Origin of the sequence: Oceanobacillus oncorhynchi, from assembly GCF_000821065.1 — a bacterium.
Classification (GTDB): Bacteria; Bacillota; Bacilli; order Bacillales; family Amphibacillaceae; genus Oceanobacillus; species Oceanobacillus oncorhynchi.
Genome location: NZ_CDGG01000001.1, coordinates 2,093,012 through 2,115,552, shown reverse-complemented (window position 1 = coordinate 2,115,552; position 22,541 = coordinate 2,093,012). Strand labels below are relative to the sequence as shown.

24 protein-coding genes are annotated in these 22,541 nt (G+C 39.8%); 8 read left to right on the top strand and 16 right to left on the bottom strand.

What is annotated here, in order from left to right; all coding sequences use genetic code 11:
- Positions 1 to 209: 209 nt before the first annotated feature.
- Both abc-f and BN997_RS23755 read right to left on the bottom strand, forming a co-directional pair.
- Entirely contained in the window at positions 210 to 2,114 is a 1,905-nt protein-coding gene (gene abc-f / locus BN997_RS10005) for a ribosomal protection-like ABC-F family protein (protein WP_042531885.1), read from the bottom strand.
- A gap of 107 nt (positions 2,115 to 2,221) precedes the next feature.
- Complete coding sequence (locus BN997_RS23755) at positions 2,222 to 2,344, bottom strand: RAxF-45 family protein (protein ID WP_281422721.1); 123 nt, start codon at positions 2,342 to 2,344, stop codon at positions 2,222 to 2,224.
- Between the two features lie 249 nt (positions 2,345 to 2,593).
- On the opposite strand from BN997_RS23755, the gene BN997_RS10000 reads away from it, so the two are divergent.
- From BN997_RS10000 to BN997_RS09975, 6 genes are all read left to right on the top strand, one after another.
- Positions 2,594 to 3,379, top strand: a complete 786-nt coding sequence (locus BN997_RS10000) for a helix-turn-helix transcriptional regulator (RefSeq protein WP_042531883.1) — start codon at positions 2,594 to 2,596, stop codon at positions 3,377 to 3,379.
- A gap of 84 nt (positions 3,380 to 3,463) precedes the next feature.
- Positions 3,464 to 3,811 carry a nuclear transport factor 2 family protein gene (locus BN997_RS09995; RefSeq protein ID WP_139089059.1) on the top strand — a complete coding sequence of 116 codons (348 nt, stop codon included), beginning with the start codon at positions 3,464 to 3,466 and terminating at the stop codon, positions 3,809 to 3,811.
- A 12-nt stretch (positions 3,812 to 3,823) separates the two neighbouring features.
- Entirely contained in the window at positions 3,824 to 4,255 is a 432-nt protein-coding gene (locus BN997_RS09990) for a VOC family protein (protein ID WP_042531879.1), read from the top strand.
- Positions 4,256 to 4,457: 202 nt separating this feature from the next.
- Complete coding sequence (locus tag BN997_RS09985; protein ID WP_042531877.1) at positions 4,458 to 4,850, top strand: DUF3592 domain-containing protein; 393 nt, start codon at positions 4,458 to 4,460, stop codon at positions 4,848 to 4,850.
- A 116-nt stretch (positions 4,851 to 4,966) separates the two neighbouring features.
- Positions 4,967 to 5,809: an aldo/keto reductase gene (locus tag BN997_RS09980; RefSeq protein ID WP_042531875.1), complete on the top strand. Its 843-nt coding sequence runs from the start codon at positions 4,967 to 4,969 to the stop codon at positions 5,807 to 5,809.
- A gap of 150 nt (positions 5,810 to 5,959) precedes the next feature.
- The gene (locus tag BN997_RS09975; RefSeq protein WP_042531873.1) at positions 5,960 to 6,481 is read left to right on the top strand and encodes a VOC family protein; all 522 of its coding nucleotides are present in this window, start codon (positions 5,960 to 5,962) and stop codon (positions 6,479 to 6,481) included.
- Positions 6,482 to 6,686: 205 nt separating this feature from the next.
- Here the strand turns inward: BN997_RS09975 and BN997_RS09970 are convergent, their stop codons facing one another.
- From BN997_RS09970 to BN997_RS22210, 8 genes are all read right to left on the bottom strand, one after another.
- The gene (locus BN997_RS09970; RefSeq protein ID WP_042531871.1) at positions 6,687 to 7,628 is read right to left on the bottom strand and encodes an AEC family transporter; all 942 of its coding nucleotides are present in this window, start codon (positions 7,626 to 7,628) and stop codon (positions 6,687 to 6,689) included.
- Between the two features lie 69 nt (positions 7,629 to 7,697).
- Positions 7,698 to 9,209 carry a xylulokinase gene (xylB, locus tag BN997_RS09965; RefSeq protein ID WP_042535988.1) on the bottom strand — a complete coding sequence of 504 codons (1,512 nt, stop codon included), beginning with the start codon at positions 9,207 to 9,209 and terminating at the stop codon, positions 7,698 to 7,700.
- A 92-nt stretch (positions 9,210 to 9,301) separates the two neighbouring features.
- Positions 9,302 to 10,129 carry an ammonia-dependent NAD(+) synthetase gene (gene nadE, locus BN997_RS09960; RefSeq protein WP_042531870.1) on the bottom strand — a complete coding sequence of 276 codons (828 nt, stop codon included), beginning with the start codon at positions 10,127 to 10,129 and terminating at the stop codon, positions 9,302 to 9,304.
- Positions 10,130 to 10,264: 135 nt separating this feature from the next.
- A complete protein-coding gene (locus BN997_RS09955) occupies positions 10,265 to 11,716 on the bottom strand; it encodes a nicotinate phosphoribosyltransferase (RefSeq protein ID WP_042531868.1) in 1,452 nt (483 codons plus the stop codon).
- Between the two features lie 183 nt (positions 11,717 to 11,899).
- A complete protein-coding gene (locus BN997_RS09950; RefSeq protein WP_042531866.1) occupies positions 11,900 to 12,682 on the bottom strand; it encodes an NUDIX domain-containing protein in 783 nt (260 codons plus the stop codon).
- Between the two features lie 175 nt (positions 12,683 to 12,857).
- Positions 12,858 to 13,505: a hypothetical protein gene (locus BN997_RS09945; RefSeq protein ID WP_042531864.1), complete on the bottom strand. Its 648-nt coding sequence runs from the start codon at positions 13,503 to 13,505 to the stop codon at positions 12,858 to 12,860.
- A 258-nt stretch (positions 13,506 to 13,763) separates the two neighbouring features.
- On the bottom strand, positions 13,764 to 14,525 hold the full coding sequence (locus BN997_RS09940; RefSeq protein WP_042531862.1) for a MerR family transcriptional regulator: 762 nt from the start codon (positions 14,523 to 14,525) through the stop codon (positions 13,764 to 13,766).
- A 120-nt stretch (positions 14,526 to 14,645) separates the two neighbouring features.
- Complete coding sequence (locus BN997_RS22210) at positions 14,646 to 14,984, bottom strand: hypothetical protein (RefSeq protein WP_052484972.1); 339 nt, start codon at positions 14,982 to 14,984, stop codon at positions 14,646 to 14,648.
- Between the two features lie 254 nt (positions 14,985 to 15,238).
- Between BN997_RS22210 and BN997_RS09930 the strand changes: the two genes are divergently transcribed.
- On the top strand, positions 15,239 to 16,555 hold the full coding sequence (locus BN997_RS09930) for a lysine N(6)-hydroxylase/L-ornithine N(5)-oxygenase family protein (protein ID WP_042531860.1): 1,317 nt from the start codon (positions 15,239 to 15,241) through the stop codon (positions 16,553 to 16,555).
- A gap of 45 nt (positions 16,556 to 16,600) precedes the next feature.
- Here the strand turns inward: BN997_RS09930 and BN997_RS09925 are convergent, their stop codons facing one another.
- On the bottom strand, positions 16,601 to 17,056 hold the full coding sequence (locus tag BN997_RS09925) for a GNAT family N-acetyltransferase (RefSeq protein WP_042531858.1): 456 nt from the start codon (positions 17,054 to 17,056) through the stop codon (positions 16,601 to 16,603).
- Between the two features lie 116 nt (positions 17,057 to 17,172).
- Here BN997_RS09925 and BN997_RS09920 point away from each other — a divergent pair, with 116 nt between their 5' ends.
- Positions 17,173 to 18,111, top strand: a complete 939-nt coding sequence (locus tag BN997_RS09920) for an AEC family transporter (RefSeq protein ID WP_042531856.1) — start codon at positions 17,173 to 17,175, stop codon at positions 18,109 to 18,111.
- A gap of 79 nt (positions 18,112 to 18,190) precedes the next feature.
- Here the strand turns inward: BN997_RS09920 and BN997_RS22205 are convergent, their stop codons facing one another.
- From BN997_RS22205 to BN997_RS09895, 5 genes are all read right to left on the bottom strand, one after another.
- Positions 18,191 to 18,556, bottom strand: coding sequence for a hypothetical protein (locus BN997_RS22205; protein ID WP_052484971.1), 366 nt, complete (start codon positions 18,554 to 18,556; stop codon positions 18,191 to 18,193).
- Between the two features lie 177 nt (positions 18,557 to 18,733).
- Complete coding sequence (locus tag BN997_RS23490; protein WP_244882363.1) at positions 18,734 to 19,624, bottom strand: cupin domain-containing protein; 891 nt, start codon at positions 19,622 to 19,624, stop codon at positions 18,734 to 18,736.
- A gap of 133 nt (positions 19,625 to 19,757) precedes the next feature.
- On the bottom strand, positions 19,758 to 20,510 hold the full coding sequence (locus BN997_RS09905) for a class I SAM-dependent methyltransferase (protein ID WP_042531854.1): 753 nt from the start codon (positions 20,508 to 20,510) through the stop codon (positions 19,758 to 19,760).
- Positions 20,511 to 20,736: 226 nt separating this feature from the next.
- Complete coding sequence (locus tag BN997_RS09900; protein WP_042531852.1) at positions 20,737 to 21,255, bottom strand: GNAT family N-acetyltransferase; 519 nt, start codon at positions 21,253 to 21,255, stop codon at positions 20,737 to 20,739.
- A gap of 123 nt (positions 21,256 to 21,378) precedes the next feature.
- Positions 21,379 to 22,056, bottom strand: a complete 678-nt coding sequence (locus tag BN997_RS09895; protein WP_042531850.1) for a flagellar brake protein — start codon at positions 22,054 to 22,056, stop codon at positions 21,379 to 21,381.
- Positions 22,057 to 22,541 lie beyond the last annotated feature (485 nt).

Here is a 22,541-nt window from a genome sequence, read left to right as displayed (position 1 = left end):
TCTAAGTTACTCCTATTATATCGCAAAAACTGACAGGAATCTCTACCCAGCTCACCATTTTTTGCATATTTAGATACGTTAAAATTTTAGTAAACGTTTTTCATGGAGGCGAATAAAACGCAAAAGTTTTTTGATGGGCGAGTAATCCCGGTCCCATCCTCATCTTATCAAAGGCATTCACCGAATTGGTTGATGAATGCCATCATGCCTTAATCCCCATTCTCTAAAACTACCAGCTTTTCATAGGCGTGTTGTCTTTCACTATCTTTATTTTCCTTCTGCTCTTGTAACCTTTGCAGTTCTTCTGCATCAGCTATTCCTGCCATACGCAGCTCTATCGCATAAATTTCCGCTTCTAACGCTTCAATATGCTGTTCCAGCTTCTCTAACATTATTGACGGGTCTTCTATGGTTCTATACGATTTTTTCATTTTTTTATCTGTTTTTTTGTCAGAGGAAAAGAGCGTTTCTTGCTTTTCCGATAATTGTTCTTTCCGTTTTTTCTTTGCCCAAGAATAATTCCCCAGATACGTTGATATTTGTTTGTTTTCTATCCAATACAGATAATCAAATTGTTTATCTAAAAAGTAGCGGTCATGGCTGACAGCAATCAGACTTCCTCCAAACCCTTCCAACGTCTCCTCTAATACTTCTCTGGAATCAATATCTAAATGGTTCGTCGGTTCATCCAGTATAAGCGTATTGATGTCCTGATGCATCAGCTGTGCTAAGCGCAGACGCATTTTTTCACCGCCGCTCAATTGTGTAACTTTACGAAAAACATGCTCTCCGTAAAAAAGAAACTTTGCCAGAATATGTCTTGCCTTTCCCTCCGTAACGGAAATTGCTTCACGAAAGGTTTCAAGCACCGTCTGATTCGGGTCAATATCATGAAATACATGCTGTGACAGGTAACCAAATTTCACATTGCTGCCAATCATGACTTCTCCACTATCTGGAGATACATTGCCGAGCATCAGCTGAATCAGCATTGATTTTCCTGTTCCATTTTCCCCAATAATGGCAACACGATCCTGATAACGAATATGCATAGATACATGATTAAAAAGCAGTTTTTCTCCAAATTGCTTCCGCACATCGGTCATCACAACTACATCTTTACCGCTTCGATCCGAGCTGTCTAATTCCATTTGCATCTTTTTTCGGTTTAGCCCCGGCTTATCTATTTTTTCCATTCGCTCCAGCGCGCGTTCCATATTTTTTGCCCGCTTATGCAGTCCTTCATTTGGCGGATTGGCCCGGTTCGCCCACTCCTTCAAACGCTTAATAGCTTCCTTCATTTTCTTGATTTTCTTCTGTTGTTCTTCATAGGCCTGAAACTCCCGGAGCAGGCGCTCTTCCTTTTCCTTCACATAACCGGAGAAATTCGTATGATACACAGCCAGCTCTCCATCCTCTAAATCTAAAATCCGCTCCACGACTTCATCGAGAAAATAGCGGTCATGGGAGATGACAACCACAGTTCCCTTATAGTTATTTAAAAATTCACCAAGCCATTCCACTGCCTGCAGGTCTAAATGGTTTGTCGGTTCATCCAGTAATAGTAAATCTGGATTCTGAAGAAGAATCTTCGCTAAGCCAACCTTTGTTTTTTCTCCGCCGCTGATTTGGTCAAAAGGCATTTGTAATAAATCATGAATGTGCAAGCCCGTCGTAATCCGATCAATATTTGCCTCTAATTCATATCCGCCAAACACAGTGAATCGTTCCTGCGCTTCACCATATGCCTTAATAGCTGCAGTCATATCCTGTTCTGATTCCGGGCTCTGCATCGCCTGCTCCAGATGCTTCATTTGTTTTTCCAAAGCTACTATTTCCTCATTAGACTGTTTTAGCACTTCAAATACACTGATGCCTTCCCCCGGATGAGGTATCTGTTCTAAATAACCGATGGTCGTCGCTTTTTTCCAATGAATATTTCCTTCGTCCTGCTTTGTAATTCCTGCCATTAACCGTAACAGTGTCGTCTTGCCGCCTCCATTCCTGCCGACAATTCCGATTCGCTCCTTTTCTTTTACTTCCAATGTTAAATCTTCAAATATGATATTTCCTCCGTACATTTTCTTAACCTGATTCATTTGACAAATCATTATTTATTCCCCTTTACCTTCTCTGCCGAAGATAAAGACAGCAAAAAGCACACAAAGAGCGTACCTCTCTGTGTGCTTTCAGACGTCACTTTATTTCACATAACCGTACTTTATCCGATGCAGAGATGCTTTTTTGCTTTCGTATTTGCTATTAAATTGCTAAAAAAGGACAGACGTATCCCGCAGGCAGCAAATAGCGCAAATTTCGCACGGCAGTAATATAAGAATTCCATCCAGTCTCCGCACGATTTCTCAAGCCCTAAAAACATCTCTACACCTCCATTTCTCTCATAAATTATATTCATTATATAGAATTTTTGTGCTCCATGCAAACTTTTCCCAGTGTATTGTTTCACAGTTCAGGATCCATTGTGAAATTTATTAAATTTAGATTAACCATTTAAAATAATTTAAAATTCTAATATTAGTATAGATATTCTCTTATTTTCAGCTATACTCAGAATAGAAGGAGGCTTTTAAAAATGCTGACACCAAATAAGACCATTCAGGATTCCATTGTATTTATTCAGCAGAATTTAGATCAGGACCTCTCACTCAACGTTCTTGCTGATGAAGCAGCTTACAGTCCATTTCATTTTTCCCGTATGTTTAAACGGCAGATCGGCGTATCACCGATGTACTTTATTTCCAGTTTACGCTTGCAGCTTGCCAAGACATTATTATTAGACACCGCTTTTCCTATCCGGGATATCGGTCTTGAAATCGGCCAGCAAAGCCTCGGTACCTTTACAACACGCTTTACCAAAAGTATTGGAATGACACCTGCCTCCTTTCGTGCTTCTCTTCAGCACCCGGAAGCATATATGACTGATTTAAAGCAAAATAAATGGCAGCCTCCATCCATGCATACTGCTTCTACCCGCCAATTATCTGGATCGATTCAGACAGATGAACCATTCAACGGTATTATTCTGGCGGGGCTATTTCCAAAGCCGATTCCAGAAGGACTGCCAGTCCGCGGCACCTTATTAATACATTCTCATTCTTTTCATTTAACGAATATTCCTGTTGGCACCTATTTTCTGATGGCAACGGCTATTTCATGGGAAATGGATTCCAAAAAGATTCTTATCCCGCAAGAAACATTACGTGCACGCCATCCCTATCCCATCAGTATTGATGGAAAACGTTCACTGCCCGAAACCCGCCTGATTATGAGAAAACCGGAAATTACAGACCCGCCCATCCTTATTTCGTTACCATTACTCATGAAACATTTCCTGCAGCAGTCACCGATTTCACATTAAATTATTTTAAATGGAGCAATCGAGAAGAAATCAGTGTAAACAACTGCTGCTATACTAAAAAAAAGAGAAAAGGAGTGAAGAAAATTGACCGTTACTAGGCAATTAATGGAAAAGTTTAACACTGCTTTCGCCAACGGAGAAGTTGATTTTATTTTTGAAGCAGCCGCAGACGATATTATCATGAATGAAGTTGGTCAAGGTATTAGTGAAGGAAAAGCAGCTTTTATTGAAAAAATGGAGCCGATGCGCGGTTATAAGGCAGATGTCTATAAGGTTTACCGAACACTCATTGAAGGAAATACAGCTGTTGTGGAGGGTGAAATGCAGTTTACAGATGAAGATGGGTCTGTCACTTATTATTTTAATGACTGGTATACGTTTGAGAATGAAAAATTAAAAAACCTTACTGCCTATATGATTAAACAGACCTAGGAGGAGAATACGATGCCTGCAGGAGTATACGCTTATATAACAATGGATGGTACCGGAAAAGAAGCAATCGATTTTTATAAAGAAGCACTGGATGCTGAAGTATTAGGGGTACAAACATTTGGCGACCTGCCTGAGAATCCGGAATTTGCTCTTCCGGTTGAAGCAAAGAACCGTATCCTGCATGCCCAGATACAAATAGGAAATACGTATTTTATGCTGTCTGATACTTTTCCAGGGCAGCCCCTTGAGACGGGTTCACAGGTCCACGTTTGTGTTACATTAGAAGACGCCGGCAAATCTAAAGATACATTTGAGAAATTGCAGCAAGGAGGCAAGGTGCTTATGCCGCTTCAAGAGACACATTGGAGCCCTGCTTATGGACAGGTGCAAGATAAATTCGGGATTACCTGGCAAATATCAACGAATCTGCAGGAATGCATGTAAGTTAGATTCTAAAGCAGATGAAATGTATCTCCACCTTCTCTTACCTTTATCAGGTAGGAGTTTTTTCTTTAAGGAGAAATTTTAAAAACAACGGATAAAAAGTGGTTACCGGATAAAATTTTATATTGTTCAAAACAGGTGAAAAATGCAATAATACCAGATAAATACTATTTATAATAAACGAAAAAAGGATGGGAAATCGTTGGCTTTTATTGGTTTATTGCTTTGCATTGCAGCTTTGTTTGTTATTTTCTTAAAATTAAAGAGTGTTTTAACTGGTGAATTAGTAGAAGGAAAAATTGTAGGATATAACCGCGGTGCGAAAGGCCGCTATAGCATCGTCGCCTACAATTATAGAGTTTTACTGGAATATAATGACGAACTGTATTATGTTACCTCTATTGATACTTTTACTGCAACAGACGGTGTAATACCCAGAAAGTATTTGGGAATGTATTGCTGGGCTTATTTTAACCCGAAGGCACCAGATAAAAGAGTGGCTTTAAAAGGTTTTCATCGTTTAGAATGGATGGCCTTCTCTCTATTTTTGCTGGGAGCTTTGATTATTATCATCGATTTGGCCAGGATGCTTTAAACCAAACGCCGCCGAATACATAGATGGAAACGATTGAACGGTAAAGACAAATTGTTTGAATTTTCCGGAGCAGACAGGTAGGATTTTAAGTATAAGCGAAGGGAGAGTATATACAGATGACATATCAAATTCCAGAAATCACATTACATGACGGTGTTCAAATTCCTGCTGTCGGCTTTGGTACGTACAAGCTGAAAGGACAGCAAGGCGCACAAGCAATCAATACGGCAATCACAAATGGCTACCGCTTGATCGATACAGCGTACAACTATGAAAATGAAGCTACCGTTGGAGAAGCCGTACGTCGTAGCTCCGTACCACGTGAAGAATTAGTTATCACATCAAAGCTTCCCGGACGTTATCATCATTATGATGATGCCATTGTTACGATTCAAGAATCCTTATTCCGCGCTAATCTGGATTATTATGATTTATACTTGATTCACTGGCCAAATCCCATTCAGGATAACTATGTGGAAGCCTGGCAAGCGTTAATTGATGCACAGAAATTTGGTTATATCCGTTCCATCGGTGTGTGCAACTTCTTACCAGAACATTTAGAGCGGCTTGAAAAAGAAACAGGGATTTTGCCGACTGTGAACCAAATTGAATTACATCCGCGATTCAATCAGGCAGAGCAGTTGAAATGGGATACGGACCATCAGATTGTAACAGAATCCTGGAGCCCTTTATCCAGAGCAAGCGACCTCCTGCAGGATGAAACCTTACAAAAAATTGCTGAAAAGCATCACAAAACAATCTCACAAATTATTCTCCGCTGGCACTATCAGCTGGGAGCGGTGGCAATCCCTAAATCAGCGTCACCAGTCCGCCAGAAGGAAAATATTTCTATATTTGACTTTGAATTAAGTAATGAAGAGATGACGATAATCAACAATTTTACCAAGACAGATGGGCGTTTGAAGGATCAAGACCCGGCTGTTTATGAAGAGTTTTAAAAGATTAAAAAATAGAAGACAAGTTTCACCTGTAAATAAAGAAATCACTTATACGAAAGGAGGCTGTTGTGCAATGAGGTAATCGATTGTACGGCAGCTCTTTTTATTTCTTACTTCCATTTATTCATTTCATAAAGGAGTGGCTAACTCATGGCAAATTTGACACGCGGTATTGACCATATAGGAATTACAGTACCAGATATTGAAGAAGCAACAACATTTTTCAAAAAAGCTTTCCATGCAAAAATTGCTTACGATAATAAGAAATTAGGCGACGAACCGCAGCAGGGAGAAGCTGTTGAAAAAACGTTAGGTCTGAAAAATGGGGCGAAGGTGATCCATATACGGATTCTTTCTTTTGACAATGGTTCCAACATAGAGCTTTTTCATTTTAAAGATACCGAACAAAGAGAACCTGTTATTGCCTCTGATTTTGGAGTCCAGCACGTTGCATTCTATGTTGATGATATCCAGCAGTCAGCTGACGCTTTTGTGGAAGCAGGCGGCGAATTATTAACAGAACCTGGCGAGCTATTAGGGGATGTAGAAAACGGATCTGGAGAATTTGTTTATGGCCGTGCACCATGGGGCATGCTGATTGAGTTAATAAGCTATAATCCGAATCAATTGGATTATCCTGAAGATAGTGAAGCAAAAAGATTTACACCGTGAAAATCTTTTTACATGTCCAGTTTTTTGTAGCAGCTTAACTGGACCATGCCCGGCATAAAGCAACATAAAAAGTTCCAGTCATCAAAAAGAAGGATTGGAACTTTTTTATGTTAGGTGATAAAATCTCTGGGATGTATTATTCATCAAATTCATAGCCATAAACACAAACTTTAATAGTAAACCATAACTTTTCTATTCACCAACACTAAATCAACAGCAAAAACACCAAATAAACAATCGGAATACTGACAACCGAAAGAAGTGTAGAGAAAAAGACAACTACCGCCGAAAATTCCATATCTCCCGCATATACTTGTGCGTACATACTTATTGTTGCCGGACTCGGCGTCGCGGAAAGCAAACATGCTATCATAAATAATTCAAATGGAAGCTTAAATAACAGCAATGGCAAAAAAAAGACAATGGGATAAATAAACAATCGAATCATTACAGCAATATAAACAAAAATATCCTTCATATAGGCAAGGACTTTGGCATACGTTACGGTGGAAATCATCATGCCAATCATAATCATGGATAAAGGTACTGTCATTTGCCCAATAGTAGCTATAGGATCCATGATAAAAGCCGGAAACTGAACAGGGAAAATAAATAAGATAAAACCAGCTATCGTTGCTAAAAAGCCGGGATTTTTTAAGATAAACATCGTTTTGGAAACAGGAAGTCCTTCTGGATTCATAATATAAATCGCATATGTCCACATCAGGACATAATAAATCAGATTAAATACCGAAGCGAACAGGACTCCCTCCTGCCCAAATAGCTGCAGGATAATCACCATGCCGATAAACCCTTGATTCCCAAATAAAATTACATTTTCGAATACAGCGCTTCGGTTCACCGGCAGCGTTAGTTTTTTCGTGATAAACCTGCTTACAAAAAGGGTCCCTCCCATGATATAGATGGAAAGGACGAACATAATAAGGGCGCCATAAGCTTGTTCATATTGGAAGGGCATATGCATAGAACTAATTATTAGACAAGGTAAAGCAATATATAATAATAAGGTCGTGAATGAACGCTGACCCTGTTCAGAAATCAGTCCCTTACGTCTGATTATCCACCCGATGGCGACAATAATATAAAGCGAACCAATTTCATACGCTAGTGTAAATAAAGTATCCATGCCCCTCCGCCTTCCTCTTTAACGTATCGTTACAGATTATTCATCTAGAGAGGAAGGTGTGATAGGTGACTATGCTTTACCGCTATTCCGGTATTGCATTAAATCCTTATTTACTTGTCTCGTAGAACCATAAACAGACTTATACAGTTTAAACAATTCCTTATACTTCTCTACATTTTCCGGAATAGGCTCCACCCTTTTTGCATCCTCCAGAAAAACAGAAGCACATTCCTGCAGTGTTTCAAACCACCCTGCTCCATAAGCTGCCAGCATCGCCGCTCCCATTCCCGGTCCTTGCTCACTATTCGGCTTTATTACTGCAGCATCGAATACATCTGCCTGAATTTGCAGCCATAGCTCACTTTTGGCTCCGCCGCCAATGGCGATAACCTTATCAATCACTTTTCCATGCTCCCGGAAAATTTCTACCGATTCATTTAAAGAAAATGTAATTCCTTCAATTACTGCTCTGGTAAAATGCTTGCGCTCATGTGAGCTGTCCATGCCAATAAAGCTGCCGCGTATGGAGGCGTCCACATGGGGTGTACGTTCTCCAGCAAGATAAGGTGTGAATAAAAGTCCGTTTGCTCCTGCCGGTACATCCTTTGCTTCCTTTATAAGGTCGTCAAACGTCCGTTCTTTTGCAAAGGTGTTCTTAAACCAGGATAAACTGTGACCTGCAGAAAGTGTCACCCCCATCGTATAATAAGCATCTGGAGCAGCATGGTTCATGTAATGCACTTTTCCTTCAAACGATTTATCTCCATTCGCTTCATAGGAGACAACAACACCGGAAGTACCGATACTGACCATCGTTTTTCCTTCTTCCAATATACCGGAACCAATCGCTCCACAAGCATTATCAGCTCCTCCTGCAAACACTTTCATTTCTTCTGACAAACCGGTTTTTTCTGCTATTTCTCTCTTGAAGCTCCCAACCATTTCATGAGAAGGAACCAGCTGCGGACACAAATCAGGATGAATATCTAAGGCTTCACAGATTTCCTTGCTCCATGAGCGCTTCTTTATATCTAATAAAAGGGTGCCTGCAGCATCTGAATAATCCATATGTAATTGACCAGTCAGGCGAAAACGCAAATAATCCTTCGGCAATAAAAACAGCTTTGCTTTTGCGTAATTTTCAGGCTCATGCTTTCTAACCCATAAAATTTTAGTTAATGTAAAACCTTCTAAGGCCATATTTTTTGGTATTTCTAAAAGCGTATCCTCTCCAACACACGTTGTAATTTCCCGGCATTCTGCAGTAGTGCGCGTATCGTTCCATAAAATAGCCGGGCGGATTACCTCGTGACTATCATCCACTAAAACAAGACCATGCATTTGCCCGGAAAAGCTGATTCCTTCAATATCAGATAAATTCCCAGAAAATCGATCTGTCAGCTCCGTCAGGCCGGCTATTGCCTGCTCTACCCAGTCTTCCGGATTTTGTTCACTATACCCTGCTTTTTCCTGCATCAATGGATATTCCTTCGATACCTCTTGAACTACTTTTCCCTTCTGATTGACCAAAAGCAACTTTACCGCACTGGTCCCTAAATCCACACCGATAACATACTTCACTGCTTCATCACCCTTCCTCTCCCTTATAACAAAAGCCACTTCTTTATTAAAAAAGAAAAAAGGACGAATCATTCATCCGCCCTCTGCAATTCTTATTTCCACCAATCATTATAAATAGAAGCAATCGGCTCCCGCTTATGCATCGTTTTGATATAGTGGCCTTCAATAACTTCTCTTGCTTCTTGAGATATTTCTTTTCCTTCTAAATAATCATCCACTTCTTCATACGTAACACCTAATGCTTCTTCATCAGCTAAGGCCGGACGGTCATCCTCTAAATCTGCAGTCGGTTTTTTCAAATAGAGATGCTCCGGACAGCCTAACGCTTTCAGCAGTTGTTTTCCCTGACGCTTATTTAACCCTTCCAGGGGTGCCAGATCACAAGCTCCGTCTCCATGCTTGGTGAAGAACCCGGTAATTGCTTCTGCGGCGTGATCGGTTCCTAATACAAAGCAGTTATGCACCCCTGCGATGCTATATTGCGCCTTCATGCGTTCTCTTGCTTTTTCATTCCCTTTTAGAAAATCGCTGATAACGACTCCTCCAGCACGCAATGCTTTTTCACTTGCATCTACTGCTTCCTTAATATTAACTGTCAGCACTTTCGAAGGCTGAATAAATTCAATCGCATCTGCTACATCATCTGCATCGCCTTGCTTTCCATATGGAAGCTCCACACCAATAAATTGATACGTTTCTCCTTCCTCTTCCTGATTCAATTCATCTATTGCCAATTGAGCCAGTTTCGAAAGCAAGGTAGAATCCTGTCCCCCCGATATTCCAAGGACAAAGCCATTGGCAAAACTAAATTTCTGCAAATATTCCTTCATAAAATCAATACGGAGACGAATTTCTTCCTTCGGGTCGATTTCTGGCTTTACATGTAATGCGTTGATAACGGATTGCTGTAATTCACTCATTCCTAAACACTCCTTTATTCGAAAACGTCGAATTCACTTATTCTTAGCAAACCAGCAGCTTTCACTTGGCATACAAACATTTCACTGCGGTAAAAAAACAGAAAGTTTATCCGTATTCCGATAAAATCAATGATTCTAATCTTGTTTTAGCTGTTTCTTCACATTTTCAATATGCTCCATCTTACTATTCCATAGTTTGATACTTAAATCGACTGGATATTCAGCCGGATAGTTTGTCCGCTTATATTCATCCCAGAAAAGCTGAAGCTGGCTCTTTGCGTAATTCTGTACTTGGAGAAGACTTGGACATTCATAGACAAGGTCACCGTCGACAGCAATATCAAGATGCAGGTTTACTGCGTCAAAATTAGAAACCATTTTTTTATAATACGTATGAATCGGGTGGAAAAGCATAATTTCCTCTTCCTGATTCGGATCTTCATCCTCTAATGTCAGGTAGTCCCCTTCTGTATGGTGGTTTCCCTTATTAATAATCCGATACACTTTTTTCTTGCCTGGTGTGGTCATCTTTTCCGGGTTTCCGGACAATTTAATGGTATCTACCATTTCTCCATGCTCATCCTCAATCGATACAAGTTTATAAACCGCTCCCAGCGCAGGTTGGTCATATGCCGTAATCAATTTTGTGCCGATTCCCCATACATCGATTTTCGCATGCTGAGCTTGCAGACTGGCGATGGTATATTCATCTAAGTCATTGGAGACGTAAATTTTTGCATCCTTGAATCCAGCCTCATCCATCATTCTTCTGGCTTCCTTCGACAAATAAGCTAGGTCGCCGCTGTCAATCCGGATCCCTTTAAAATCAATAGTATCCTCTAATTCTTGAGCAACTTTAATCGCATTCGGCACGCCCGAATTGAGTGTATCGTATGTATCTACTAAAAAGACACATTCACGATGACGCTCTGCATATTTTTTAAAGGCGGTATATTCATCTCGATAAGCCTGAACCATCGAATGGGCATGTGTTCCGGATACAGGGATTCCAAATAGCTTGCCTGCCCGGACATTACTGGTTGCATTGAATCCGCCAATATACGCCGCTCGCGTTCCCCACACGGCTGCATCCATCTCCTGTGCTCTGCGTGTTCCAAATTCCATCACCGGGTTATCTCTGACCAGCTGCCTGATGCGCGAAGCTTTCGTCGCAATCAGTGTTTGGTAGTTCACAATGTTTAATAAAGCAGTCTCTAATAATTGTGCTTCTGCTAACGGCGCCTCCACACGGATAATCGGCTCATTCGCAAAAACAACCTCTCCTTCATGCATGGATTTCAACGATCCGGTAAAACGAAGCTGACGCAAATAATCGAGAAAATCTTCTTTATAGCCGAGTTCCTGTAAATAGGTTAAATCCGATTCACTGAAGCGGAAATTATGTAAATACTCGATAATTCTTTCTAAACCGGCATATACGCCATAGCCGTTTCCAAAAGGGAGCTTGCGAAAGTATAAATCAAACACAGCATTACGCTGATGTACATCATCATACCAATACGTTTCAGCCATGTTTATTTGATAAAGATCTGTATGCAGCATTAAGCTGTCATCTATATAATTCATTTCCGATTTCCTCCTGTGGTTTATCACGGATGACTGTCCGTAAATCTCCCTCCTCCAAGTAGAAGGGGAATAATTAAATCTGCTTAGGCGAGACCTCATTTTCTGAACAACTCCGCCTGATCCAGTGAGAGAAAAGCAAAGCTCTCACGGAATGAAGTTTCGTTTTATACGTCTTCTATTTTATTACCAAATAGTTGAGAAAACAACATAATCGTTAAATTGATATAACTGGGACGGCCTGAATGAATTCCGTTCCGTTTTCTTTAAGTTTCCATGCTGATCGACAACTTTTTCTAAAAAAGGTAATTTGGGAGCTTTTCCAAAAAATACAGATGTGTTTGTGATTCTGGAATGATTGGATACCGTCATCAGTACACGCTGTAATTCAGATAAAGTAAATTCATTAGGCAGAAAGTTTTTAGCAATGGTGGAATGAAGCATATCCCATTCAATTAAGGATACAGCATCTGCAATTATTTGTTCGTGATCGAACGCTAATGCAAGCTCACCTATCTCATCCAATGAGAACAACCCAACTTCCGCTGCATCATCCGCCGCTTCTCGTTTTTCAAGCTGAAATTCCGGTACAATGGCATAATGCGCATTGGATATAATCCAGCCGCGCGGGTCTCTTCCCCATGCATCGTACGTGCCGAAATGCTTTAAGAATACATTTTCTACGCCTGTTTCTTCCTTTAATTCTCTCGTTGCTGCCTGTAAAGCAGTTTCCCTTTTTTCCGCATCCACAAACCCTCCGGGCAACGCCCATTTGTCGGCTTCAATATTAGGTTTTCCCTCTGCATTCATTTTAGCCCGTTTGATTAATAAAAGCTTTAATCTTTTTTGAGGCGGCTCTTTTTTGCGTTGTTCCCTGGGTTCAGCATTCTCTGAAACAATGGTAAATACGGCAATATCACTCGTATAACCGTCTGGTGTAATATACTTTGATTTCTCCTCCACCATCATTTTTCACCTCCAACGGATATCATTATCAGTAATTTGTAATTTTATAATTACTAAATATTATAGCTAAAAGAATACCGATGTCAACTGTTGAAGCTCCAGACTTATTTTCCATAACAAAAGCTGAAAAGAATGGACCCTTCATAAGATCCTGCTTCATTCTCTCCAGCTTTTTTAATTATGCTTTCGTTTTTTTCGGGAAAAAGGTATACGACCAGGAATAAATAAAATCAACGATAAAGATAAGCCCCCAAAGCTTGGACATGCTAAACGCTGTTTCACTGGCATACGGGGACTGCCGATAATCATCCACTTCCACCCAGGTCAAATCCGTTAAATAATCCACAATTCCTGCTGTCCCACCCAGTCCATAAATCCACAACCCTGCTTGTACAATGATAAAAATAACCAGATGAATCATTGCACTCATACGATTTTTACGGGCAATATATTTTGTATCCTGCTGGCGCTCCATTACCTGCATATCTTTTTCCGTTAATAAGGAAACACCGCGCCACTTACCAATCGTTTGCCGCATCCAGCGGTCAAGACGTTTAAAATCTGCGATACCAAAAGTACAGGCATAGAGCACAAAAAGCATAACGATAATCTGGAAAGTGCTGATTTCTCCGGTGATTTGATAAATGTAGAGAGCCAGCCCTGCTTCAAAAATAAACAAAGCTAAAAATAAACTGATGAAGATGACGCTTAACTTTTTCTGATTCAGCAAGTATCTCGTTAATCCAAATAATAAGAGCATAACAACAGAAAGAATCTCCGCTGCGATAAATAATTCCCACTGGTAGGTTAAAAGTGCTTCTTGCATGGCTTATCTCCTTTTTGTAAATACCTTTTATCACGAGGAATCGTCCGTAAAATTCCCGCCTCAAAATACAGAGTAGAAATCAATTTATTCTGACGGGAGATGAACAGCCTCTGAATCACTCATCTACTTTCTGTGAGAAAAAACCAAAAATTCTCACAGAATAACGTTTCGTTTTATAGTATTTACGCAAGAGCACCAGAAAAGATTCATGTATATAAAAAAATCGAGAAAACGCTTCCCCGATTTTTTTCAGCAGAATCAATCCGCTGCATATTTAACTACTGCATCATGCAAGAGAGAAACAACCTCTTTTTTCGCACGATTATTATAATATTTCGCAAATCGTTCATCTGCCATATACATTTGTACCAAGCCTTTATGAGCCTCAACGGAATAATTCGGCCAAGAATACAGCAGCCATTCTTTATGAAGTTCATACACTTCCTTTGCTTCTGGTGTATCTAAATCCTTCGTCTCTGCCAGCTGCTCCAGCTTCCTAAATAATTCATCTTCTATCCGCTGCATTTCCTGAAAATCTGTCTCACTGAGGTTCATAAATTTTTTATTCGATTTTTCTATTGTTTCCTCTCCATATTTTTCTCTGATTTCTTCGCCATATAACCGTTCATTCTCTTCCAGGCGTTCTTTCTTAAATCCTTCAAATTTTTCTTCCGCTGTCATCGTAATCTCTCCCTTTGTATGTTGAATTGTTTTTTTCACGGTAGCTAACAATCGGTTTATCTTTTCTTTTTCATCCTCTAATTTTTGCTGATGCTCTTCCAAGGCAGTGAGCGTATGAAATGCAGGATTATCTAATACAGATTGAATCTGCTCCAGCTTCATCCCTAAGGAACGATAAAGAAGAATCTGCTGCAACCGATTTAATTCCTTGTCTTCATAGAGACGATATCCTGCATCCGAATGCTCCGCCGGCTTTAATAAATCAATTTGATCATAATACCGGAGTGTGCGTGTGCTGATACCAGACATGTCAGCTACTTGTTTGATGGCGTATTTCATCTCGTTTGCCCTCCTTTCATTTTTTAGTATAGAGATTTACGCAGCGTCAAGGTCAATACCTTTTTTACTTATTTAAAAACCCATCTCGATTAATTTGAGATGGGTTTATCTTACCTTATTTTAGATGATTTCATTAAAAATTTGTCCGCCATTTAAGTCAATAATCTTTAAACGGCTTGTTTCTTTGATAAAAATTGTTTTGTATTTTTTCTGATTAGCGTCATCACCAATAAATAGGATACGCTTATGCGGGTTATCCTCCACTACTTGGACAGATTCATTTCCAGATGGAATTTGATCCTGGATAATATCCATTTCTTCCTGCGTATTTGCACCTGTTTGCTCTTCCATAGTCACTGCTTCCTTATCTGCTGTGACTTCTTCCGCTTCTCCGGTATTAGCGTAGATTCCACTAAACAGTAATGCTCCTGCTGCCGTTGATAGTAAAATTGTCTTCATTGGTAAAAACCTCCTTAATTTCTTAACAATTACCAGTTTACTTGATGACTGCTTATAATGTCCTTAGAGAAAAATGAGAATTTGATGAGAAGCCTCAGCGTTTATTTTCATGGGAATAGGGGAAAAAAGATAGTAAGCTGCTTTTCTTTAACAAGCTTTTTATGTAACAGTCCTCTCAACAAAGCATAATTATTTCTTACGTACCAAAGCGATATAAATCATTCAAATTAAAAAATACAATCGGAGGAACGACAATGAACAAAGTATACGATGCAGTCGGTATTGGAATTGGTCCATTTAACTTAAGTCTTGCTGCTTTAACAAATGATCTTCAGGATGCAGACATCTTATTTTTGGAACAGGAAGCTTCTTTTGACTGGCATCCTGGAATGTTGATTGAGGGGATGGACCTGCAGACACCTTTTATTGCAGATCTGGTAACTTTAGCAGACCCGACCAATCGTTTTTCTTATTTAAATTATCTCCATGAGCATAATCGGATATATCAATTTTACTTTTTTAACCGTTTCACCATCCCAAGAGAAGAGTACAATACTTATTGTAAATGGGTCTCTTCCAGACTAGATAACTGTCAGTTCGGACAGCGTGTAACGGATGTATCAGCTATGCCGGATGAATCCTGTTATAAGGTTACAGCCCGATCTACAGAAGATGAAAGTGAACGAAGCTATTATGCAAAACATATTATTTTAGGGACGGGCAGCATCCCGAATATTCCAGAAGCGCTGCAGGGCTTTCCAGAAGAGGATATCACACATACCAGCCGTTACATGTATCTTAAAAACACCTTAAAGCAGGGGAATTCCATTACGGTCGTCGGTTCTGGTCAAAGCGCTTCAGAGGTGTTCTATGATTTGTTACAAGACCAAAAAGAAGGGGCTTATGATTTAACCTGGTTTACCCGTTCCAGCGGAATTTTTCAAAAAGAGGATACAGGACTCGGAAAGGAGGTATTCTCTCCAGAGTATGTTGATTACTTTTATAACCTGCCGTTAAGAGACAGGATGGAGTCGCTTGAAAATTTAAGCACTATCCGAAACGGCGTCGATCCTAAACTCTTAGAAAAAATTTATGAGCTGCTTTATAACCGTTCCATCGAATCGCCTTTACAGCAAATCACGATTCAAACAAACACAGCAGTAAACACGATGGAGCCCGGCGACAATTCTCAAAACAGAGCCTATAGCCTGCAATGTGAACAATGGCAAAAAGGAGAAAAATTTACTTACCCGGCGGATAAAGTAATTCTGGCAACTGGATATAAGCCGCATCTTCCTGATTGGCTCGAGAACTTCTATGAATACATAGAGTGGGAGGATGAAAAAAGATTTCGTGTAACTGCGGATTATCGGCTTGTTTTTAAAGACTCCCGTAAAAATCAAATATATACGTTGACCAATATTGAACATTCTCATGGTTCCAGTGCAACAAACTTAGGTTTATCGGTATTGCGAAATCAAAAAATCATTAATTCGATTGCCGGCAAAGAAATCTATCCTATACCGCAGCAAGCAGTCTTTCAGCAATTCGAAATGAAAAAATTATACTAATATCAAAAGATGCCAAACGCGTTGGAACAGCGTTTGGCATCTTTTTCACTGCTCCAAGTCCATTTCCAGACGTACCATATCGATGACCTGTATCCCATTTTCAAAAATCGGCTCTTCATAATGCCGCAAAAAGAAATTACGGTCAATGGAAACCATCCGGAATCCGCATTTTTGATATAGTGCCAGCTGCGCAACTCCTGAGTTCCCTGTTCCAATTTCTATCGTACGGTACCCTTGCTGTTTCGCTGTCTGAATCGCATGCAAGACCAGTTTCTTTCCCAAACCTTGTCCATGACAAGTTTCCTCCACAGCAACATTGACTAGCTCCGCGGTATCTGGTCTGGTCGGCAGAAGAACGTATACACCAACCACCTTTTCCTCTTTCTCCAGCACATAGCAAGCTCCTCTGGTAGTATAATCACGGATCAGCCTTTCTGATGGATCCGCAAGCAATAATAATTTCATAGGCAATGCTTCCCCGCTATGCAATAGACGAATCATATTTTCACTTCCTCTTTTGATAAAATAAGCTTGTTTCTGTCTTGTGATTCTTCTAGTATTAAGAATTATACACTGAATTTAAGTATACCAACTTTTCAGATTCAAAGGAGATTAAAATGGATGTCACCACTGTCATATTGACCGTCATAATGATGGGGCTTATTTTATTTATTGGAGCCTTGGTAGCTCTTAAAAACACGATTACATATGAAGCAAAACAGCTGTTCATGAGCGTAATTATCAATGTCGCCGTTCCATTTATTATTTTAAACGGCGTCTTCAATACCGATTTAACAGACGATGTATTGCATCAGGTTATTCTGATGTTTATTTGCAGTGTCAGTTTTAACGTTTTGGCTGTCGGTATTTGCTTTTTGTTTGGAAAAATTATCGGCTTTTCCATGACAAAATCAAAGCAGCTTGCTTTACTTGCGGCTATTGGAAATTCCGGTTTTATCGGCATTCCGTTATGTGCTGCCATCTTCGGTCCAACCGGCGGGCTGCTTGCTGCTATTTTTGATGCAGGACTGGACGTTGTTGTCTTTTCGCTGGGAATCTATCTATTGCAAAACAATAATCATTTTGAATGGAGACACTTAAAGGCGCTCGTGAATATGCCGTTAATAGCTATCAGCTTCGGGCTTATTTTTGCCTTCAACGGCTGGGGAGCCCCTGTTTTATTTAAAGATTTAGCCAGCATGCTCTCTGCACTGGCGGCTCCCATGGCGATGCTCTATGTCGGTTTTAGTCTGCCAGACCTTTTCCGCAGCAAGCAGCCGTTATTTTTTCGTGAATTATGGATGCCTTTGGTGTGGAAATTGCTTATTCTTCCAATCATGGTGATGATTATTCTGTCCTTCTTGCCACTGGAGACATTACTCAAAAATATCTTAGTCATCCTTGCTTGCATGCCAACCTTTATGCTTTCTGCGGTTCTCTTTTCCCGCTATACGGATAAAGAGCAGGAAGCTGTCGTTACATCGGTATTTTCTACCATACTCGCTTTAGGAACAATTCCGTTTATCGCCTGGCTGTCCGCCTTTTGGATTGGTTGATACGCAGGCTAATATATACTGCAGCACCTAAAATAAATGAAAGCAGACGAATATGCCTCCATGGACGTCTGCTTTCATTCTATTTTTTCGTCATGATAAACCAATTGGAAGACACGATGAGGATGATGAAAATACAAATCAATCCAACCACATGAAAACCGGGAACCTTCGATATTATGCCCAGTATAATAGCAAAGATTCCAACGATATAAATAGGAACACATTTCGGATTTGCAGTCACTTCTACGTTATCTCCATCACTTACCGTCAGAGGTTTGCTCCGGAGAAAGGATTGATTAACAGCAATTTCCGCTGTATCTCCCTCGAAGATGGCAACAGTAATATCATTGTTTTTTAGTTTGCCCTGAAATTCCCCATTCACTTTTACCTTTACACTGGACAGTCCGCCCAATAAACCGGTACTTCTACTTATGTAAACCTCCATTCATGTACTCCTTCCACTATTTTTGAATATACTGGGAATTCTAACACGGAATACATGTCGTCAACAGGTACAATGGAACTAAGCTCTTTCTCTAGAATGCAAAAAATAGAAAGCCGCTCTTTGAAAAGAACGACCTTCTAAGTTTAAAAAATTAGCAGGCTTACGAAGACACCAGCTCTAACCTTCCGCCTGCATCGCCTCTTCTTTTGTAGCTTCCACCGTGCCAAACGGATGATGAGGCGGGGCATAAATCGTATAAAGCTTTATAGCTTCATCCCCTGTATTCGTAATATTATGCCATGTGCCAGCAGGAACCATTATCGCACTGTCTTCTTCCACCTGCTGTCTAATTGTCAGATTATCCTGCCGATTTCCCATCTGTACCGTTCCGCTTCCTTCTTCAATCCGTATAAATTGATCGGTATCCGGATGGACCTCTAAGCCAATATCTCCTCCTGCCGGGATGCTCATTAATGTAACCTGCAGATGTTCTCCTGTCCACAAAGCAGTCCGGTAATTCGTATTGTCTTCCGCTGCGTTTTCAATATCAATCACGAAAGGATTTCCGCCATGATCAGTAACTCTGGAAGCTATTGTATTCCCTTGATTATTTTCTAAATATCCGGCTAAATGGCTTGCAATTTGGTAATCTGTCATCGCGAGCTGATAAAGCAGCTGCCGGGAATACGGTTCATTTACTTGCCCGCTTTTATGATAGTTTTCTTCATAGCCCTGCCTGGCATGATCATACACGTCCTCGATATGATTATTTCTCTCCTGATGATGCTCTGACTGTCTCCTATCTAGCTGTTTCCCGGTAAAATAGTGATAAACCTGCTCCAGACCTGCAGCGATTTGATTTCTGGATTGGACAGCATACACAAGTCCTTGTGCCGATGCGTCATTTCTAAACTGATCTGCTATTTGAAAATACATTGGTAGTGCTGATGCCTCTCGCTGTAAGGTTTCCTCTATGATATTAGCTGTCTGTTCATCATACGGATGTCCTTGGTTTCCATTCGAATCCATTCGATCCATTTGCTGCTGGTAAATAGGGTGATAATACATATGGGTCTGTTCCCTGCCTTTCCTTAATCTCCTATCAGCATATGACCATAAATGAAAAATGGAACCCAAAAAAAGAAGACATTGACAAATATCTTCTTCATCCATATTTCATTACACTATACCCAACTATTCTTTATACGCTCTGCTTTGCTTTCTTCTCCGCAGCAATCATCAAAAACATCGGTCTGCGCCATTCATGCTTCATCGCCGGCTCCCTCTCAAGCATTTCCTTTGAAGGTACTGACTCTTTCACACGTAAAATCTCAAATCCTGTTTGGATTAAATCGTTCATAAAAACAGACATCGGACGATGATATTTTATGACTGTTTCATTTAAAAAAGATGCTTCTCTTTTTCCTTCTATTTGATAATTATCCACTGGCCAATATAATGGATTCTTACTCGTTTGATCATATATCCAGTCCTGTTCTTTTCTTGCCGTAAAAATGGGATGCTCCACAGAAAACACAAAGCTTCCGCCTGGCTTCAATATCGTATGCACTTTTTCACATACACTGGAAAAGGACTTAATATAATGCAGGGCAAGCGAGCTGATAACAGTATCCATCGAGCTTTTAGAAAAATCGATGTCCTCTATAGCTTGATGCAGATATACAATCCCTGAATCATTGGTCAGTTCCTCTGCATGCGCAAGCATCCGTTCAGATATATCTGTTCCTGTCACAGATGCTGCGCCCTTCTCCCGTGCATAACGACTATGCCAGCCAAATCCACAGCCTAAATCTAAGACATTTTTTCCCTGGAAATCCGGCAGCATTTCTTTTAATATATGCCATTCACCGGCTCCTTCCAGCCCTTGTTTCGACCGGTCCATTTCCGCATATGCTTGAAAAAATGATTTATCATCATATTTGTTTTGTTTCAACGTGTCACTTCCTTTCCACCCTGTATATTATAATCGTCTATATAACGAAAAAAAAAGCATATCTATTTAAAAACATGCTTTATACTTGAAAATTATGTACCTGACAGCAACCTTATACAAATCTAAAAATAGATAAGGTGTACCGCCAGATTAAATATATTGAAGTTAATTGATTCTTATGAAATCCAAGAAGAAAGTAATGAGGATGGAAAACAACGGTTACAAATTATAAAATCTTTTCATACCTGCAATGATCATGATTTGTGCCCTTATAATCATAGCCAAAGTTTTTATAAATTTGGTTTAGTTTCTTATTGCTTTCTACACAGTCTAAACGAATCCGGCGCATTCCCTGCGTCTTCGTATATGCTTCCATCCATTCGACAATAGGTCTTCCTAAGCCGCGTCCAATATAATCATAGTCTACGGACAAGCGGTGCATATAAAACGCATCTTCGCTGGATTGTCCCCAAATGTTTTTATCCCAAGGGGTCTGCATTTCATTTAGTGTGAACGTAGCAATAATCTCATCGCCTTCTTTAACAACAAAGGTAGCTCCATCTTCAACAGACTGTCTTACTTCCGGATCTTCCTCATCCTGATCAAGGAATTCCCACTGCTTTAAACGGCTTTTCTTCAGCCATGTTGTTACACCCTTTAGCAGGCGGAGTATAGCTTTCATATCTTCCTTTTGTGCAATATACACATCTAGCTCCTGATTAATAGATCCAACTTTATTCGACATACCTCTACCTCCTTATACCCTTTGCTATACATTCGACATGAAAATTAAAAATTCCTCCTTTTTTATAAAAAAAATTCAAATTAAAGTAATCATTATCTCTTTCCAGATATTCCAATCCGTCATTTATCCCTTGATTTTATTGCGAATCTCAATTTGTTTAGCAATACAGAATTTCACAATATGTGACCTGGTTCCTTCTCGCATATCAATAAATTGCAGCGCATTTTTATACATGCTATTCGATTGTTTTATCACATTCACAACACTGCCTTTGAATACAATTTTCTGCTGGGTATCCTTTGTTTTCAAATACAATGTTCCTTCGACCTTATCGCCTATTTCAACGATTTTAGACTGCGTCAGAAAAGCAGCTCCCCCGCCGCTTATATCGTGGGTAGTAACGGTTATACTTTCCCCTTCGGCTTCCTCTTCGTTCGGATTTGCATCTTCTGCAGAAGGCAGTGTCAAATCCATATCCAGCATGACTTTCACACGGAAAAATTGCCTTCTTTGCACTACTTTAATTGCATCTAAAGAGGGGTTCGTAATGGCGATTTTTCCGTTTTGCTGAAGATATAATTGGGAAGAGAAGTTACAGAGCCCTTTTTTATCATCATGAAAACAGACTGTAACCATCATGCCGTTTTCAATCAGCATAGGTACATTCTGTTTATTGACAGGTCTTTGAATCAGCAGCTCAGACTCATTGCGAATGAGCTGTGTATAGTATGTTTTTCCCTCTGATGTTACCAGTTCAAGTAATTGGCCATTCCAAAATTCTGTATATGCTTCGTTGCTCATAATAAATCCCCCTTTTCTCCGTTACTTTAAATAGATCATGTTCATCCTTCAATTCATTTCATTCTATGTAGTCATACAAGGAAACATTCAATCCAACCAAAAACCAATTTTTGTATTATTTTTAGAACTAATAAACGAATCCTATTTCTTACCACTATTTTTACCGAACTTTTCTATGTGTTATATCTATCATGGTGCCAGCGTCTGTTTTCTCCTCTGTTAAAGGGGAGACGAAAATAATTATATCCAAACAAAAGAGTCCTCCCAAAATAAAAACCCATACTATATTTAGGTATTTAGACAGGACTACTTTCTCCTAATTATAACGTTTTTTCTGATTTTTGTAATGGTAATTCTTATTATTCTTGATAAATATAACTCTTCCAGCTTAGTAATCACAAAAAAACACCTTTCCGTTCCGCGCTATTAAAAAACGCTTAACAGAAGAGATGTTTTTTTGACAGAAGCGGCTGTTTTAATAAAAA